15 protein-coding genes are annotated in these 15,724 nt (G+C 64.6%); 8 read left to right on the top strand and 7 right to left on the bottom strand.

Annotation, left to right across the window (positions count from 1 at the left end):
* A complete protein-coding gene (locus B6V73_RS01815; RefSeq protein ID WP_075774908.1) occupies positions 1-1,008 on the top strand; it encodes a branched-chain amino acid ABC transporter permease in 1,008 nt (335 codons plus the stop codon).
* Positions 1,005-2,333: a branched-chain amino acid ABC transporter permease gene (locus tag B6V73_RS01820; RefSeq protein ID WP_088722827.1), complete on the top strand. Its 1,329-nt coding sequence runs from the start codon at positions 1,005-1,007 to the stop codon at positions 2,331-2,333. The genes B6V73_RS01815 and B6V73_RS01820 overlap by 4 nt, the downstream gene beginning before the upstream one ends.
* Before the next feature lie 104 nt (positions 2,334-2,437).
* Here the strand turns inward: B6V73_RS01820 and B6V73_RS01825 are convergent, their stop codons facing one another.
* From B6V73_RS01825 to dusB, 5 genes are all read right to left on the bottom strand, one after another.
* Positions 2,438-3,838 (bottom strand): sigma-54 dependent transcriptional regulator, encoded by a 1,401-nt coding sequence (locus B6V73_RS01825; protein WP_075774910.1) that lies wholly within the window; start codon positions 3,836-3,838, stop codon positions 2,438-2,440.
* Positions 3,835-6,117 carry a PAS domain-containing sensor histidine kinase gene (locus B6V73_RS01830; protein ID WP_088719364.1) on the bottom strand — a complete coding sequence of 761 codons (2,283 nt, stop codon included), beginning with the start codon at positions 6,115-6,117 and terminating at the stop codon, positions 3,835-3,837. The genes B6V73_RS01825 and B6V73_RS01830 overlap by 4 nt, the downstream gene beginning before the upstream one ends.
* Before the next feature lie 72 nt (positions 6,118-6,189).
* Positions 6,190-7,560 carry a response regulator gene (locus tag B6V73_RS01835; RefSeq protein WP_075774911.1) on the bottom strand — a complete coding sequence of 457 codons (1,371 nt, stop codon included), beginning with the start codon at positions 7,558-7,560 and terminating at the stop codon, positions 6,190-6,192.
* A gap of 3 nt (positions 7,561-7,563) precedes the next feature.
* Complete coding sequence (locus B6V73_RS01840) at positions 7,564-8,631, bottom strand: ATP-binding protein (protein ID WP_075774912.1); 1,068 nt, start codon at positions 8,629-8,631, stop codon at positions 7,564-7,566.
* Complete coding sequence (gene dusB, locus B6V73_RS01845) at positions 8,628-9,608, bottom strand: tRNA dihydrouridine synthase DusB (protein ID WP_276206788.1); 981 nt, start codon at positions 9,606-9,608, stop codon at positions 8,628-8,630. Before dusB ends, B6V73_RS01840 begins: the two co-directional genes overlap by 4 nt.
* Before the next feature lie 217 nt (positions 9,609-9,825).
* Between dusB and B6V73_RS01850 the strand changes: the two genes are divergently transcribed.
* The 4 genes from B6V73_RS01850 (at position 9,826) to B6V73_RS01865 (ending at position 13,296) form a co-directional block, all read left to right on the top strand.
* Complete coding sequence (locus tag B6V73_RS01850) at positions 9,826-10,953, top strand: bifunctional 2-C-methyl-D-erythritol 4-phosphate cytidylyltransferase/2-C-methyl-D-erythritol 2,4-cyclodiphosphate synthase (protein WP_088724356.1); 1,128 nt, start codon at positions 9,826-9,828, stop codon at positions 10,951-10,953.
* A gap of 4 nt (positions 10,954-10,957) precedes the next feature.
* Positions 10,958-11,467: a phosphatidylglycerophosphatase A gene (locus B6V73_RS01855; RefSeq protein WP_075774914.1), complete on the top strand. Its 510-nt coding sequence runs from the start codon at positions 10,958-10,960 to the stop codon at positions 11,465-11,467.
* Positions 11,464-11,937, top strand: coding sequence for a CinA family protein (locus B6V73_RS01860; protein ID WP_088724357.1), 474 nt, complete (start codon positions 11,464-11,466; stop codon positions 11,935-11,937). Before B6V73_RS01855 ends, B6V73_RS01860 begins: the two co-directional genes overlap by 4 nt.
* A 180-nt stretch (positions 11,938-12,117) precedes the next feature.
* Positions 12,118-13,296 (top strand): ammonium transporter, encoded by a 1,179-nt coding sequence (locus B6V73_RS01865; RefSeq protein WP_075775123.1) that lies wholly within the window; start codon positions 12,118-12,120, stop codon positions 13,294-13,296.
* A gap of 81 nt (positions 13,297-13,377) precedes the next feature.
* On the opposite strand, the gene B6V73_RS01870 is transcribed toward B6V73_RS01865, so the two are convergent.
* Positions 13,378-13,836, bottom strand: a complete 459-nt coding sequence (locus B6V73_RS01870; RefSeq protein ID WP_088718543.1) for a type II toxin-antitoxin system RatA family toxin — start codon at positions 13,834-13,836, stop codon at positions 13,378-13,380.
* Between the two features lie 84 nt (positions 13,837-13,920).
* On the opposite strand from B6V73_RS01870, the gene hpt reads away from it, so the two are divergent.
* Entirely contained in the window at positions 13,921-14,469 is a 549-nt protein-coding gene (gene hpt / locus B6V73_RS01875) for a hypoxanthine phosphoribosyltransferase (RefSeq protein ID WP_088722830.1), read from the top strand.
* Positions 14,466-14,648 carry a hypothetical protein gene (locus tag B6V73_RS01880; protein ID WP_078550189.1) on the top strand — a complete coding sequence of 61 codons (183 nt, stop codon included), beginning with the start codon at positions 14,466-14,468 and terminating at the stop codon, positions 14,646-14,648. The genes hpt and B6V73_RS01880 overlap by 4 nt, the downstream gene beginning before the upstream one ends.
* A gap of 146 nt (positions 14,649-14,794) precedes the next feature.
* Here the strand turns inward: B6V73_RS01880 and B6V73_RS01885 are convergent, their stop codons facing one another.
* Positions 14,795-15,715 carry a branched-chain amino acid ABC transporter permease gene (locus B6V73_RS01885; protein ID WP_075775124.1) on the bottom strand — a complete coding sequence of 307 codons (921 nt, stop codon included), beginning with the start codon at positions 15,713-15,715 and terminating at the stop codon, positions 14,795-14,797.
* Between the last annotated feature and the right edge of the window lie 9 nt (positions 15,716-15,724).

Consider the following 15,724-nt stretch of genomic DNA (forward strand, 5'->3'; position numbering starts at 1 on the left):
ATGGAACTCATCAACGCGCTCGTCGCGGTTACCAATTACGTCATCATCCCCGCCACCGCCTATGGCGCGCAGCTTGCGCTCGGCGCGCTCGGGGTCACGCTGATCTACTCGATCCTGCGGTTTTCCAACTTCGCGCATGGCGATACGATGGCCTTCGGCACCGGGGTCGTGATCCTGATCACCTGGGGTTTCCAGGCGATGGGGATCAGCTTCGGGCCTCTGCCGACCGCCCTGCTCGCATTGCCCTTCGGCATCGTCATCACCTCGGCGCTGATGCTCGGGACCGACAAGGTCGTTTACCAGTATTACCGAAAGGTCAGGGCTGCGCCCGTGGTCATGGTCATGGTCTCGGTCGGCGTGATGTTCGTGATGAACGCGCTCACGCGCTTCCTGATCGGCGTCGACCAGATCAATTTCGACGACGGCACCCGCTTCGTCATCAACGCCCGGCAATGGCGCGACATGACGGGCCTCTCCGAGCCGCTGACGCTGCGCTCGACGCAGGTGATCACCGTCGTCACCGCGATCATCACCGTGGCCGCGCTGTTCTGGTTCCTGGGCAAGACGCGCACCGGCAAATCCATGCGCGCGTTTTCCGATAACGAGGATCTGGCGCTGCTGTCCGGCATCGACCCGAACAAGGTCGTGGCCGTGACCTGGATCATCACCGGCGCGCTCGCGACCATCGCAGGCACGCTCTACGGGCTCGACAAGTCGTTCAAAGCCTTCACCTATTTCCAGCTTCTGCTACCGATCTTCGCCTCGGCCATCGTCGGCGGCATCGGCAACCCGGTGGGCGCGATCGCGGGCGGCTTCGTGATCTCCTTCTCGGAGGTGGGCCTCACCTACGCTTGGAAGAAGGTGGCGACCTATCTGATCCCGAACTGGGAGCCGGACGGGCTCGTTCAGCTTCTCTCCACCGACTACAAATACGCAGTCAGCTTCACGATCCTGATCCTTGTCCTGATCTTCAAGCCGACCGGCCTCTTCAAGGGGAAAATCGTATGAGCAGCAATCGTCAGGCTGGTGAGACCAGCCGTCTCCGTGCGCCCCTCTTCTTCGCCATCATGGCCGCGCTCATCCTGCTCGAAGGTTTCACCTCGGGCTGGAACTCGGCGCTCGGCATTCTCAACATGGGACTGCTGTCGGCGATCATGGCGCTCGGCGTGAACATGCAATGGGGCTATGCGGGCCTGTTCAACGCAGGCGCGATGGGCTTCCTCGCGCTTGGCGGGCTCGCCCCGGTGCTGATCTCCATGCCGCCCACTCCCGGCGCTTTCTCGGGCGGCGGTCCGGGCATCATGGCGGCCTTCTTCGTGGCCATCGTCGCCGTGCTGGCGGCGGTCTGGATCTGGCGCAATCTGCGCGGAAAGACGCGCGGTCTCGCCGTGACGGCCGTGCTGATCGTCGGCTTCTTCACCTATCGCTGGCTCTTCGATCCGGCGGTCGAAGTGATCGAGGCGATCAACCCCTCGGCGCAGGGCAACCTCGGCGGGCTTGGCCTTCCGACGCTGATCTCCTGGCCCGTGGGCGCGGTTCTCGCCGCAGGCGCGGCTTGGCTGGTCGGCAAGACCGCCCTCGGCCTGCGCTCGGATTACCTCGCGATCGCCACGCTGGGCATCGCGGAGATCATCGTTGCGATCCTGAAGAACGAACAGTGGCTCGACCGCGGCGTGCTGAACGTCAATGGCATCCCGCGCCCCTGGCCGGTGCCCTACGAGATCGACCTGCAGAACTCGCCCGACTTCGTCGCGCAAATGCAGAGCTGGGGCCTCGATCCGCAGCTTGGCTCGACCATCGTGGTGAAGCTGGCCTTCCTCGTGCTGTTCGTGATCGTCATCCTCGCGCTGATCTGGCTGACCGAGATGTCGCTGAAATCGCCCTGGGGCCGGATGATGCGCGCGATCCGCGACAACGAGATCTCGGCGGCGGCAATGGGCAAGAACGTCACGCGCCGCCATCTGCAGATCTTCGTGCTGGGCTCGGCGGTGATCGGGCTTGCGGGCGCGATGATGATCTCGCTCGACGGGCAGATGACGCCGACCTCCTACAACCCGCTGCGCTACACCTTCCTGATCCTCGTGATGGTGATCGTGGGCGGCTCGGGGAACAACTGGGGTTCGATCCTCGGTGGCGTGCTGATCTGGTATGTCTGGGTCAAGGCAGGCGACTGGGGCCCGGATATCATGGGCGCGCTGGCGGCTCCCTTCCCCGATGGCGGGTTCAAGGATCACCTGATCCAGTCGGCCCCGCATATGCGGATGCTGGTGATGGGTATCATCCTGCTGATGGTGCTGCGCTTCAGCCCGCGCGGGCTCTTGCCGGAGAAATAAAAAAGAGGGGCTCTGCCCCTCGCCCGTTCCGGGCTCACCCCGGGATATTTCTTCCAAGCCGAAGACAAGACGCGCGCCCCGCAAGGAGCGCGCGTTTTTTTGGGTTACTCCTCGCCGCCGTCAAACTGGGCGACGCGGGCGCCGGCCTTGTTCGTGGTGACGACGCCGAGCGATTTGAGCTTGCGGTGCAGCGCCGAGCGCTCCATGCCGACGAAATTCGCGGTGCGCGAGATGTTGCCCCCGAAACGGTTGATCTGGGTGAGCAGATATTCGCGCTCGAACAGCTCGCGCGCCTCGCGCAGTGGAAGCGTTGCAAGCGCGCCGCCCAGAACGATGCGCCCCTCATCCGCCGGGCCTTCCTGGCCGGGCAATTCGCGCGCCTCGATCACGCCCGTGCCTTCCCCGAGGATAAGCACCCGCTCGATCACGTTGCGCAGCTGGCGGACGTTGCCGGGCCACTCCATCGTCTGCATCAGCGCCGCCGCCTCTTCCGAGATTTCTCGCAGCGGCAGGCCTTGGGTCTCGTTGAAGCCGCGCAGGAAATGGTCGGCCAGAAGCGGCACGTCCTCGCGGCGCTCGGAGAGCGGCGGCACCTCGATCGGCACCACGTTGAGCCGGTCGTAGAGCTCCTGCCGGAAATGCCCCTCGCGGATCTGTGCCGTCAGATCGCGGGTCGTCGACGAGATAACCCGCAGGTCGACGCGGACCTTGTCGGCCCCGCCCACACGCAGAAATTGCTGCTCGGTCAAGACGCGCAGGATCTTCGACTGCGTGCCGAGCGGCATCTCCGCCACCTCGTCGAAATAGATCACACCGCCATGGGCCTGCTCCAGCAAGCCCTTCTCGACGCCGCGCTCAGGCGTCTCGCGCCCGAAGAGGACCTCTTCCATCCGGTCGGGCTCGATCGAGGCGGAATTGACCGTGACGAAGGGCCCCGCCGCACGGGTCGAGAACTGGTGGATGTAGCGCGCGGCCATCTCCTTGCCCGAGCCCGGCTCGCCCGTCAGCATCACCCGGCCGTTGGACTTGGTCACCTTGTCGAGTTGATCCTTCAGCCGCCGGAACGCCGCCGAGTCGCCGATCATCTCGCCCGAGGACATGTCGCGGCGCTTGAGCGTCGAGTTCTCGCGCCGCAGCCGCGCCGTCTCCATCGCGCGGGAGATCACCACCATCAGCTGGTCGATGTTGAACGGCTTCTCGATGAAGTCGTAAGCGCCCTGCTTGATAGCCGCCACAGCGATCTCGATATTGCCGTGGCCCGAGATGATGATCACCGGCACGTCCGGATTGTCGCGCTTGACCGTCTTGAGGATGTCGATCCCGTCCATCTTGCTGTCCTTCAGCCAGATATCGAGGATCATCAGCGCCGGTTCCTGCGCGTTGATCTCGTCCATGCACTCGTTGGAATTCGCCGCGAGGCGTGTCTTGAAGCCTTCGTCGCGCAGGATGTCGGCGATCAGCTCGCGGATGTCTTTCTCGTCGTCGACGATCAGAATGTCGCTCATGTCACTTCCCCGGGGGCTTCGCCCCTCTCCTTGATGGCTCTGAGCGCTGCTCGGGCGCGTGGGAGCCTGATTTCGGCGAGCGCCCCGCGATGGGCGCCCTCTACGAAGGCGGGCGCGTCGCTCAGCGTCAACGTTCCACCATGTTCCTCGATGATCTTCTTGACGATGGGAAGACCCAGCCCGGTGCCTTTCTCGCGCGTCGTCACGTAAGGCTCGAACAGGCGCGAACGGTCCGGCGGCAGGCCGATCCCGTTATCCGCGATATGGATCGTCACGTGATCAGAGGCGACTTCCATATCGAGGCGCACCTCGGGCGCGTAGCCTTCCTCCACGTTCCCTTTTTCCGTATAGGATTCAATCGCTTCGCCCGCGTTCTTTACGAGGTTAGTCACCGCTTGCGAAATCATCGTCGCGTCCAGTTCGACGATCACCGGCTCGGTTGGGACATCCGTCACCAGTTTCGCGCCATGCAGGCTGTCTTGCTGCAAGGTCGCCGCATCGCGCACGAGCTGCGCAAGATCGTGATCGGCACGGTCGGGCTCGGGCATCCGGGCGAAGCGCGAGAACTCGTCCACGATGCGCCGCAAGTCATTGGTCTGGCGCACAATAACGCCGGTCAACTGATTGAGCGTTTCTAGGTCTTCGCCCTCGGTCATCTTGCCGAACTTACGCTTGATCCGTTCGGCCGAGAGCTGGATCGGCGTGAGCGGGTTCTTGATCTCATGTGCGATGCGCCGCGCCACGTCGCCCCAGGCCGCCATCCGCTGCGCAGAGACCAGATCGGTCACATCCTCGAACGCGACCACATAGCCTTCGGGCGTGCCCAGATCGTTGCGTCGAACGGCCATGCGCACCAGCAGGCTCTCCAGCCGCCCGCCGCGCGAAATCCGGATTTCCTCCTGCGCGACTTCATTAAGACCGTCCTGCAACTTGTTGTAAATCGACAGAAACTCTGGAACGGCGGTTGCAAGGTCGCGGGAATGATCGCTCACGCTATTGAGCGCCAGCAACTGCATAGCTGCCCGGTTCATGAAATCGATCCGCCCGTCGGCATCGAGTCCGATCACCCCCGAAGTCACCGAGGACAGCACGGAATCGAACAGGCGACGGCGTTCTTCCGTCTCGCGGTGGTTCTCCATCAGGGCCATGCGCTGGCCCTTCAGTTGCCCGGTCATGCGGTTGAACGCCTCGCCAAGCGTCGCGATCTCGTCGTCGCCCTCGGCCTCGATCACCCGCGCGTCCAAATCACCCGCGCCGACCCGCTCCGCGGCGGCGGCGAGCCGCCCGATCGGCCGAGACAGGCGCTCCGCGAACCACAGCCCCATCCAGAGCGCGGCGAGGATCAGGATCAGCGCGAAGCCGAAATAGACCAGCCCGAATTCGAAGATGACGCGACCGCGGGCGCTCTCCAATTGCTGATAGAGCGTCACTGTCTCGCGCGTCTTGTCCAGCAGCGCGAGAATCTGCCCATCCACCTTGCGCGAGATATACAGATACCGATCCACGAAAGCGTCGAGCCGGATCAGCGCGCGCAGTTCCGAGTTCGGCCAATCCTCGATCAGCACCGTCTCGCCCTTCTGCGCCTCGACGATGTCACGCGGAGAAGGTTCTTCGTAATCAAAGAGATAAGAGCGATCGCCGCGCGCGATGATGCGCCCCGTACCGTCGATCACATAGGCCTCTTTCACGCCGCGCTGGATGCCCGCCTGCCCGGTAATGAGCAATTCGCGCAGCTCGCCATCCGACATGAAGGTCGACGCCTGCCGCCGCAGGTCGAGGAAATTCGCGAGCGCCCGGCTGTCCTGCACCAGATCGCGCTTGTGCTCGGACTGATAGGCCTCGGCGGCCTGAAGCGAGGTGCCGACGACCGAGCGCACGCGGTCGGAAAACCACCCCTCGAGGCCGATATTCACGGTAAGGAACGCGAAGACTGCGACGAGGATCGTCGGCACCAGCGCAATGCCCGCGAAAACGCCCGTCAGGCGCAGGGTGAGCCGCGAGCCGGCGGAATGGGCGCGCCGGGCTGCGATGATCTGCACCAGCCGCATCAAAATCAGACCGGCGAGCAGCAGAAAATAGACGAAATCGGCGAGCAGGATCAGGCGCAGCGCGGTGCTGTCCGCCCCCTGTCCCAGGGGGCCGAGGACGATAAAGGTCGCAATCGCGAGCGCCGGGCCAAGCACCACCAGGCCGAAGGTGAACAGGTTGCGGACCCGCTTCTGGCGGCGAAAGCGCGCCAAACGGTCCCAGCCTGAGCGATATGCCGTGCTGCCCTGCACCAATGCCCCCTCATTCCGGGCTGAAGCTCGCGAATCCGTTAGACGGAAAAGCCACAGGCCCCTGTTGCGGGTTTACATCAGTTTGCGGCGCCGTGTCACCTGAATATCCAGATCAGTGATCTTTTTCCGCAACGTATTGCGGTTGATGCCGAGCAAATCGGCACATCTGGCTTGATTGCCGCCGGTTGCATCCAAGGCGATTTCGATCAGCGGCGCCTCCATTTCCTTCAAAATCCGGTCGTAGAGGCCCGGCGGTGGCAGCGTGCCGCCGTGAAGGTCGAAATAGCGCCGCAGGTGGCGTGCGATGGAGGAGGACAACTTCTCGCCCTCGCCGCCCTGACGTAGCGGCTCGATCGCGGGCTGGTTGCCCAGCACGAATTCCGCCTCGGCCCGGGTGATTTCCTCTTCGGGCGAGGTCACGGCAAGCCGGCGGATCGTGTTCTCCAGCTGGCGCACGTTGCCGGGCCAGGAATAGGCGCGCACGAGTTGCAGCGCCTCGGGCGTGAAACGGCGCAGCCCCAGCCCGTCACGCTCGGCGCGGGCAAGGAAATGCTCGGCCAGAAGCGGGATATCCTCGACCCGCTCGCGCAGGCTCGGCACGTTCAGCGTCACGCCGCCGAGGCGATAGAACAGGTCCTGGCGGAACTTTCCCGCCTCCATCAGCCCCGCGAGGTCGATCTGCGTCGTCGCCATGATACGCGGTGCGGGATCGGGCAGCGCGTCGAGCATACGCACGATCCGCGCCTGCGTCTCGTCGTCGTAATCGCCGACCTCGTCGAAAACGAGCGAGCCACCTTTGGCCTTCGCCACCAGTGCCGCGGGGCCGTCCGCGCCCTGCAGATCACCTGCCTGCGCCACCACGAAGGGAAGCGTGCGGCGGTCGGAAAAGTCGTGAATAGCCTTCGCGATGAGGGACTTGCCGGTGCCGCTCTCACCCGCGATCAGCACCGCGAGATCGGCATTCATCACCCGCGCAACGAGCCGGTAAAGCTCCTGCATCGCAGGCGTGCGCCCGACCAGCGGCAGATCGCCCGCATCGGCGCGTCCGTCGATCTCGCGCGGCGCGGTCGGACTGCGGCGTTTCTGCTCCAGCGCCTTTTGCGCACGCTTCATCAGGTCGGGCAGATCGAACGGTTTGGGCAGATAGTCGTAGGCCTCGGCCTCGGCCGCCTGAATCGCGGTCATTATCGTGTTCTGCGCCGAGATCACGATGACCGGCAGGCCGGGACGCTCCTCGGAAATCTTCGGCAACGCCTCCAGCCCGTTCCCGTCGGGCATCATGACGTCGGAAATCACCAGATCACCCTTGCCCTCTTCGACCCACCGCATCAGCGTCACGAGCGAGGCCGTGGCGTGAACCTTGCAGCCCGCACGGGTCAGCGCCTGGGTCAGAACGGTGCGGATTGTGCGATCGTCATCCGCGACAAGTACGGTGCCGTCCATGGATCAGGCCTCCTTCGGCGCAACGGGAAGTGAAATGCGAAACCGGGTCTTGCCCGGGACCGAGTCGAGCGTGACCCAGCCGTCGTGATCATTGATGATCTTCGAGACAAGGGCGAGACCGAGCCCGGTCCCGTTCTCGCGACCCGAGACGAAGGGCTCGAAGATCTCGTTGGAGATTTCCGGCGGAATACCGGGGCCGTCGTCGATGATCTCGATCTGCAGCGGCAAGGGCTGCCCCGATCCATCGGCGCGACGCAGACGCAGGCTGTGTTCGTAGAAGGTACGGATCTTGATATTCCCAGCTCCTTCAGAGGCTTCTGCGGCGTTTTTCAACAGGTTCAGGAAGACTTGAGTCAATTGATCCGCATCGCCCAGCGTCGGCGGCAGCGAGGGATCGTAATCCTCCGTGATCGCCATATGCGCGCCGAAACCCACACCTGCGGATTTGCGTGCGCGGTCGAGCACGTCATGGATATTGACCGGCTTCTTCTCGGGCGCACGGACATTGCCGAACTGTTCGACCTGCTCGAGTAGCTTCACGATCCGGCGCGTCTCGTCGACGATCAGGTCCGTTAATTCAAGGTCTTCTCCGGACAAGTTCATGCTCAGAAGCTGGGCCGCCCCGGCGATCCCGGCGAGCGGGTTCTTGATCTCATGGGCCAACATCTCCGCCATACCGATGGCCGAGCGCGCCGCCGATTTCACGAGGCTCGCGCGGCCCAGCCGGTCAGCCAGCTCGCGCGGCTCGATCAGCAGCAACACCCGGTCGGGGTCTTCGCCCACCGGCGCAGCCTGAAGGTTGCATTGCACCGGGGCTTTCTCGCCCGTCGTCAGCTCGACATCGTTAACGAAGAGAGAGGCGCGGTTCTTCCGAACCCGGTAGAAGATCTCCTCCAAAGGCGCGGAAATCGCGAGCCTTTCGCCGATCGCCTTACCCCTCAGCGCCTTGGCAGACAGGTTAAGGAACAGCTCGGCGGCCGGGTTCACCTCGTCGACAAGATCATCGCCGTCGATCAGCAAAGCCGGGGTCGGCAGCGAAGTCCAGATTATGCCGGGAGCCGGAAGGTTCATGCGGCGCACCTTTCGCCGAAAGCGCGCTCGATTAGCGCCAAGGTCGCCTCCGGCGTTTCGCTGACCATCATCTCGGCGCGCAGCGGCGCGTTCGCCGCCTCGCAATACCAGCCCAGATGCTTGCGCGCGAGACGCAACCCGAGATCACGGCCGTAGAAGCTCAAGATCGCCTCGTAATGTTCTGAAATATAATCGCAAAGGGCGTTTCCGTACGGAACCTGCGGCTTCGGCGATCCGAAGATTTCATGACCGATTTCAGCCAAGCGCCACGGTGCGCCCTGCGCCCCACGCCCGACCATCACGCCCGCCGCGCCGGATTGTTCAAGCGCAGCGCGAGCGGAACTCGCATCGACCACGTCGCCATTGGCGATCACCGGGATCGAGACCGCCTCGACCGTCTCGGCAATCGCCTCCCAGTCGGCGTTGCCTTTGTAGAACTGCATCCGAGTGCGCCCATGCACGACGATCATCTTCACGCCCGCAGCCTCTGCCCGGCGCGCGATCTCGGCCGCGTTATGCGTATCGTCACACCAGCCCAGCCGCATCTTCAGCGTCACCGGCAGATCGACCGCACCCACCGTCGCCTCGATCAGACGCAGCGCGTGATCTGGATCGCGCATCAGCGCCGAGCCCGAGGCCCCGCCCGTCACCTTCTTGGCCGGGCAGCCCATATTGATGTCGATGATCCGCGCCCCCATGCCGGCGACCATTTTCGCGGCTTCGGCCATCGGCTCGGGCTCACGGCCCGCCAATTGCACCGAGGTCGGCAGCTCCAGCCCCATCTCGACCCGCGCCTTCGCGCGCACGGAGGGCTTCGCCGTCAGCATCTCACCCGAGGCCACCATCTCGGACACGACGAGACCCGCGCCGAAGCGCGCCACCATCCGCCGGAACGGAAGGTCGGTGATCCCCGCCATCGGCGCGAGGAAAACCGGAGGGGTCAATGTGATATCGTCGAGAACCAAATTCTGCGGCACGGAGACTGTCCTGTTACGCGTCTTCCTTCGAATTAGGCGTTTGACCAAAGAATCACAATTGCGTCCAGCCTTTTTTAGGTGGGAAAATCAGCATCCGCCTATTTTTTAATCACCGGTCCGTGGCCAGTTGTCACATCCCGCAGCGTCTCGCGTCAAGCGGCACCGATTGCGCAAAGTCGCGTCTTCGCCTAAGCCCTTGGGCGATCAGGGAGGCGCCATGAGCATCGCCATCATCATCGTCGCCGCCGGGCGCGGCACCCGCGCCGGCGGAGAAACCCCGAAGCAATGGCAGAGCCTCGCGGGGCAGCCGGTGCTGGCCCATACCGTCGCCGCTTTCGAAGGCATCGGACGCATCGTCGTGGTGCTGCATCCCGAGGACATGGCGCGCGGCGTCGCGCTGTTTCAGGGCAAGGTCGCGCTGTGTGCGGGCGGTGCCAGCCGCGACGCCTCGGTGCGCAATGCGCTGGAGATGCTCGAGGGCTCGGGCGTCGAGAAGGTGCTGATCCATGACGGGGCACGCCCGCTGGTGAGCCGCGCAGTGATCGACGGCGTGCTAGAGGCGCTGGACAGCGCACAGGCGGCAGCTCCCGCCCTGCCCGTGTCGGATGCACTCTGGACCGGCGAGAACGGTCAGGTCACGGGCACGCAGGACCGCAACGGGCTCTACCGCGCGCAGACCCCGCAGGGCTTCGATTTCGACGCGATCCTCAGCGCGCACCGCGCCCATCCCGGCGGGTCCGCCGATGACGTGGAAGTGGCCCGGGCGGCGGGTCTATCGGTTGCGATCACGCGCGGCTCGGAGGACAATCTGAAGATCACCTACCCGGAGGATTTCGCCCGGGCCGAGAGACTGTTGGGAGACAAGATGGATATCCGTTTGGGTCATGGTTACGACGTGCACGCGTTCGAGCCGGGCGATCACGTGACGCTCTGCGGGGTCGCGGTGCCGCATGACAAGAAGCTCAAGGGCCATTCCGATGCCGATGTGGGCATGCACGCGCTGACCGATGCGATCTATGGCGCGCTGGCCGAGGGCGATATCGGGCGGCATTTCCCGCCATCGGACCCGCAGTGGAAGGGCGCGGCGTCCGAGATTTTCCTCGACCACGCGGTGAAACTGGCCGAAGCACGAGGCTTCCGTCTGGGCAATGCCGATGTCACGCTGATCTGCGAGCGTCCCAAGATCGGCCCGCATGCCACTGAAATGGCACAGGTTCTGGCGCGCATCATCGGGATCGAGCCGGGCCGGATCTCGGTCAAGGCCACCACCTCCGAACGTCTGGGCTTCACCGGGCGCGAGGAAGGCATCGCCGCCATCGCCACTGCCACGCTGATCAAGGAGTAACGCCATGCTGCGCGCCATCAACACGGTCGGATTTGTCGGCTTGCTGAAACCCGCGCCGGGCACCTGGGGCTCGCTGGTGGCGGTGCTGGTCGGTTGGGCGATCGAGCATTGGCTGGGCTTTATCCCGCTGGTGATCGCCACGGTCGCGGTCACCGCACTCGGCTTCTGGTCGGTGCGCGCGCAACTGGGCGACAGCAGCGACGACCCCTCCGAGATCGTCATCGACGAGGTGGCGGGCCAATGGGTGGCGCTCCTGTTCCCGGCCTTCGGCTTCTGGCAGCGCGGCCTCTCCACCGGCGTCGATCTGCATATGGTCTGGCCCGGCCCGGTCGCGGCCTTCCTGCTGTTCCGGCTGTTCGACATCTGGAAGCCGTGGCTCGTGGGCCGCGCCGATCGCCGCCATGACGCGACGGGCGTGATGCTGGACGACATCTGGGCGGGGGTCTTTGCCGGGATCGTGTCGATCATCCTCGCAGGGCTCTATCACATCGTCTTTCTGGGCATGATGGGATGAGCCGCGCCTCCGACGTTCTCGACGCCTGCAAGGCGCGCGGTCTCATGGTCGCCACCGCCGAGAGCTGCACCGGCGGCATGGTCGCCGCAGCCCTTACCGATATTCCGGGATCGTCGGCGGTGGTGGAGCGCGGCTTCGTCACCTACACCAATGACGCCAAACGCGAGATGCTGGGCGTCAGCGCGGAAAGCCTCGACGCCCATGGCGCGGTCTCCGAGGAGGTCGCGCGCGAGATGGCCGAGGGCGCGCTGCGCCACTCCCACGCCCAGCTCGCGGTCGCGATCACCGGGATCGCAGGCCCCGGCGGGTCGGAGTTCAAACCCGAGGGCCGCGTCTGCTTCGGCCTCGCCCGAAACGGCGCCGAAACGCAGGTCGAGACAGTCGAATTCGGCGCGCTCGGCCGCGACACCGTGCGCGAAGCGGCCCGCGATCATGCGCTGAGCCTGCTGCTGCAAGCCGCCAAAAGCTGACTCACTTCCGCCCATCAATCGCGCATACCGGGAAAAATCTGCCCAATTTGCGCGCAGTTTCCAAAGTGACGCGCATTTGAGCGGCCTGCGCGGAAATTGTCCCTTTATTGCGCGCGGCGCTTATGGCCCCTGCCCCTCCAGAGGGATTTCCGAGGAGGATGTGAGCAAATGGAAGCGGGGATGAACGCGGCCGATACCGCGTGGATCATGGTGGCGACGGCGCTGGTCTTGCTGATGACGCTGCCGGGGCTGGCGCTGTTCTACGGCGGGCTGGTGCGGGCGCGCAACGTGCTGTCGATCTTCATGCAGTGTTTCTCGATCGCCGCGCTGATGAGCGTGCTTTGGCTGCTGTTCGGCTATTCGATCGCCTTCGGGGACGCCAATGGCTACTGGGGCGGTCTGGGCAAATTTGCGCTGCTGGGCGTGACGCCCGACACGCTGTCGGGCTCGATCCCCGAGATCGTCTTCTTCGCTTTCCAGATGACCTTCGCGATCATCACGCCCGCCCTGATCGTCGGCGCCTTCGTGGAGCGCATCAACTATGCCTTCGTGATGGCCTTCACCGGGCTCTGGATGCTGCTGATCTACGCCCCGGTCACGCATTGGATCTGGGGGGGCGGCATGATGTCGGATGGCGGCATCTGGGGCGCGGTCGGCACCCGGGATTTCGCGGGCGGCATCGTGGTGCATGAAACCGCGGGTCTTGCAGCCCTCGTGCTGGCGCTGATGATCGGGCCGCGCGCCAAGCGCACCACCCCGCCGCACAATCCCGGCATGGTCGCGATGGGCGCAGGGCTCCTGTGGGTCGGCTGGTTCGGCTTCAACGGCGGCTCGGAGCTGGCGGCCGATGGCGTTGCCGGCATGGCGATTACCGTCACTCATATCTCCGCTGCCGCCGCCTCGCTGAGCTGGGCGCTGTGGGAGCGCATCAAGTTCGGCCGCGCCTCGATGGTGGGCCTCGTGACCGGCACGATCGCGGGCCTCGCCTCGATCACCCCAGCCTCGGGCTTCGTGGGTCCGATCGAGGCGCTGGTGATCGGCTTCGCCGCCGGGATCATCTGTCAGGAATTCGTCGTGCTGATCCGCGAGAGGCTTCATGTCGATGACAGTCTCGACGTCTTCGCGGTCCATGGCGTGGGCGGCATCTTCGGCACGATCATGATCGCGGTCTTCGGCCATGGCAGCTTTGTTGCCCAGCTTGGCGCGCTGGCGGTGGTGGGCGTCTTCACCGTCGCAGGCAGCTGGGCGCTGGCGATGCTGGTGCGGCTCGTCTTCCCGCTGCGCGTGAGCGAGGAGCACGAGACCAACGGGCTGGACCTTTCCACCCATGGCGAACGCGCCTACGACATGAATTCCTGATCGCGGGGCTTTGAACGGGAACGCAAAAAGGCCGCCCCGAGAGGCGGCCTTTTTCGTGGCGCGGAACGAACGGCGCGGCGCTCAGCCCTTCGGCCCGTACAACTCCTCTGCGCGCTTCTCGAAGGCACGCACGATCCGCTGCATCGCCTCGTTGAAGACGACCCCGATCACGCCCTGCAGGATCGCGTTCTTGAACTCGAAATCGACGTGGAAATCCACCTCGCAGGAGCCGTCCTCGCGATCGGTCATCCGCCAGTGGCTGTGCATGTATTTGAACGGCCCGTCGATATATTCGGTCTCGATATGATGCTCCTCGGGATGAAGCACCACGCGCGAGCCGAACTTCTCGCGGAACACTTTGAACGAGATCACCAGATCGGCCAGCATCAGGATCGAGCCGTCCGGACGCTCCTCGCGCGAGCGCACGCGGGCGGCGGAATTCCACGGCAGGAATTTCGGATAGCTCTCCACATCGGCCACAAGATCGTAGATCTGCTGCGCGCTATAGGGCATGACCCTGTTCTCGTGATGCTTAGGCATGTCTCTCCCGTTTTCTTGCGCCTCTTGATGCGCTAAAGCTAAGCCCGAGTTCAAGCCCTACAACCCGTTTCGAGGCCCGACATCATGACGCAGCGCCCCTATGTGATCGACCAGATGATTTCGGCCAAGCAGATCGCGGCCCGAGTCGAGGAATTGGCGGCCGAGATCACCCGGACCTTCAAGGGCACCGACAAGCTGGTCGTGGTGGGGCTGCTGCGCGGCTCCTTCGTGTTCATCGCCGATCTGGTGCGCGAGATCGACCTGCCCGTCGAAGTCGACTTCCTCGAGGCTTCGAGCTACGGCGACGCGATGACCAGTTCGCGCGAGGTCCGCATCCTGAAAGATCTGCGCGCGGGCATCGAAGGCCGCGACGTGCTGGTGGTCGAGGATATCGTCGACACTGGCTTCACTCTGCACCACGTGATGGGAATGCTGCGGGCGCGCGAACCGGGGCGGATCGAATCCTGCGCGCTGCTCGACAAGCCGTCCCGGCGCGAGGTCGATGTGCGCGCCACCTGGACCGGGTTCGAGATCCCCGATGAATTCGTCGTGGGCTACGGGATCGACTTCGCGCAGCGCAACCGCAACCTGCCCTATATCGGCAAGGTGCGCTTCACCGGGGAAGCTTCGTGAATTACACGTGGCTGCTGCGCATGGCGCGGTGGGCACGCCGCCCTCCGTCGATGACGCAGGTGAAGATCGTGGCGGTCGTGGCGCTCGCCGTGATCGCGATCGTTGTCATTGAAAAGCTTGGATATTGGCCGGACTGGGCGACGGTGAACCCGCGCGCCTTGCGCGCTCCCAGACCCTGAGGCCGCGGTCCATCTTCGGGCTTGTGAAATATCCCGGGGAGTGAGGCGGGAAAGGCGGCCTTCCAGTGGAAGAACGCCCCGCCGAACGCCCGACGCGCAAGCGACGGGCCGTGACGCGCGGGGGCAGAGCCCCCGCCACGCCAGTTTTACAGCGACGAAATGCGCAGCAGGCGCGCGATCTCGCCGACGATGCCGCGGCGGAACAGCAGCACGCAGGCGATGAAGGTCGCGCCGATCACCACCTGCACCCACGAGCCGATGCCCGACAGGAAGTGCTGCAGCGTGACCACGATGAACGCGCCCACGACCGGGCCGAAGATCGTGCCCATGCCGCCCAGAAGCGTCATCAGGATCACCTCGCCCGACATCTGCCAATGCGCGTCGGTCAGCGAGGCAAACTGGAACACCAGCGCCTTGGTCGAGCCCGCAAGCCCTGCCAGACCCGCAGACAGCACGAAGGCCAGCAGCTTGAACCGGTCGACGTTGTAGCCCAGCGACAGCGCGCGCGGCTCGTTCTCGCGGATCGCCTGCAGCACCTGCCCGAAGGGCGAATGCACGATGCGGTAGATCGCGAGGAAGCCGACCAAGAAGATCGCGGCCACGAAATAGTACATCGTGATCGGATCGCTGAGATTGAAAATCCCCAGCAGGTTGCCGCGCGGGATGCCTTGCAGGCCGTCCTCGCCGCCGGTGAAGGGCATTTGCAGCGCGAAGAAATACACGATCTGCGCGAGCGCGAGCGTGATCATCGCGAAGTAGATGCCCTGCCGGCGAATGGCGAGCGAGCCCACGACCCAGCCCATCGCAGCCGCTGCGAGCGTGCCAGCGATGATGCCCAGGATCGGCGGGAAGCCCCAGACCTTGAGGACATGGCCCGCGACATAGGCCGCACCGCCGAAGAAGGCGGCATGGCCGAAGCTCAGAAGGCCGGTGAAGCCGATCAGCAGGTTGAAGGCGGCCGCGAACAGCGCGAAGCACAGCAGCTGCATCACGAAGACCGGGTAGAGGAAGAAGGGTGCGATCGCGAGGAAGCCCAGCAACACCACCCAGAACACAGCCTGCACCATGCGGCCGCG

This window comes from Thioclava sp. JM3 (assembly GCF_002213185.1).
GTDB classification, from domain to species: domain Bacteria; phylum Pseudomonadota; class Alphaproteobacteria; order Rhodobacterales; family Rhodobacteraceae; genus Thioclava; species Thioclava nitratireducens.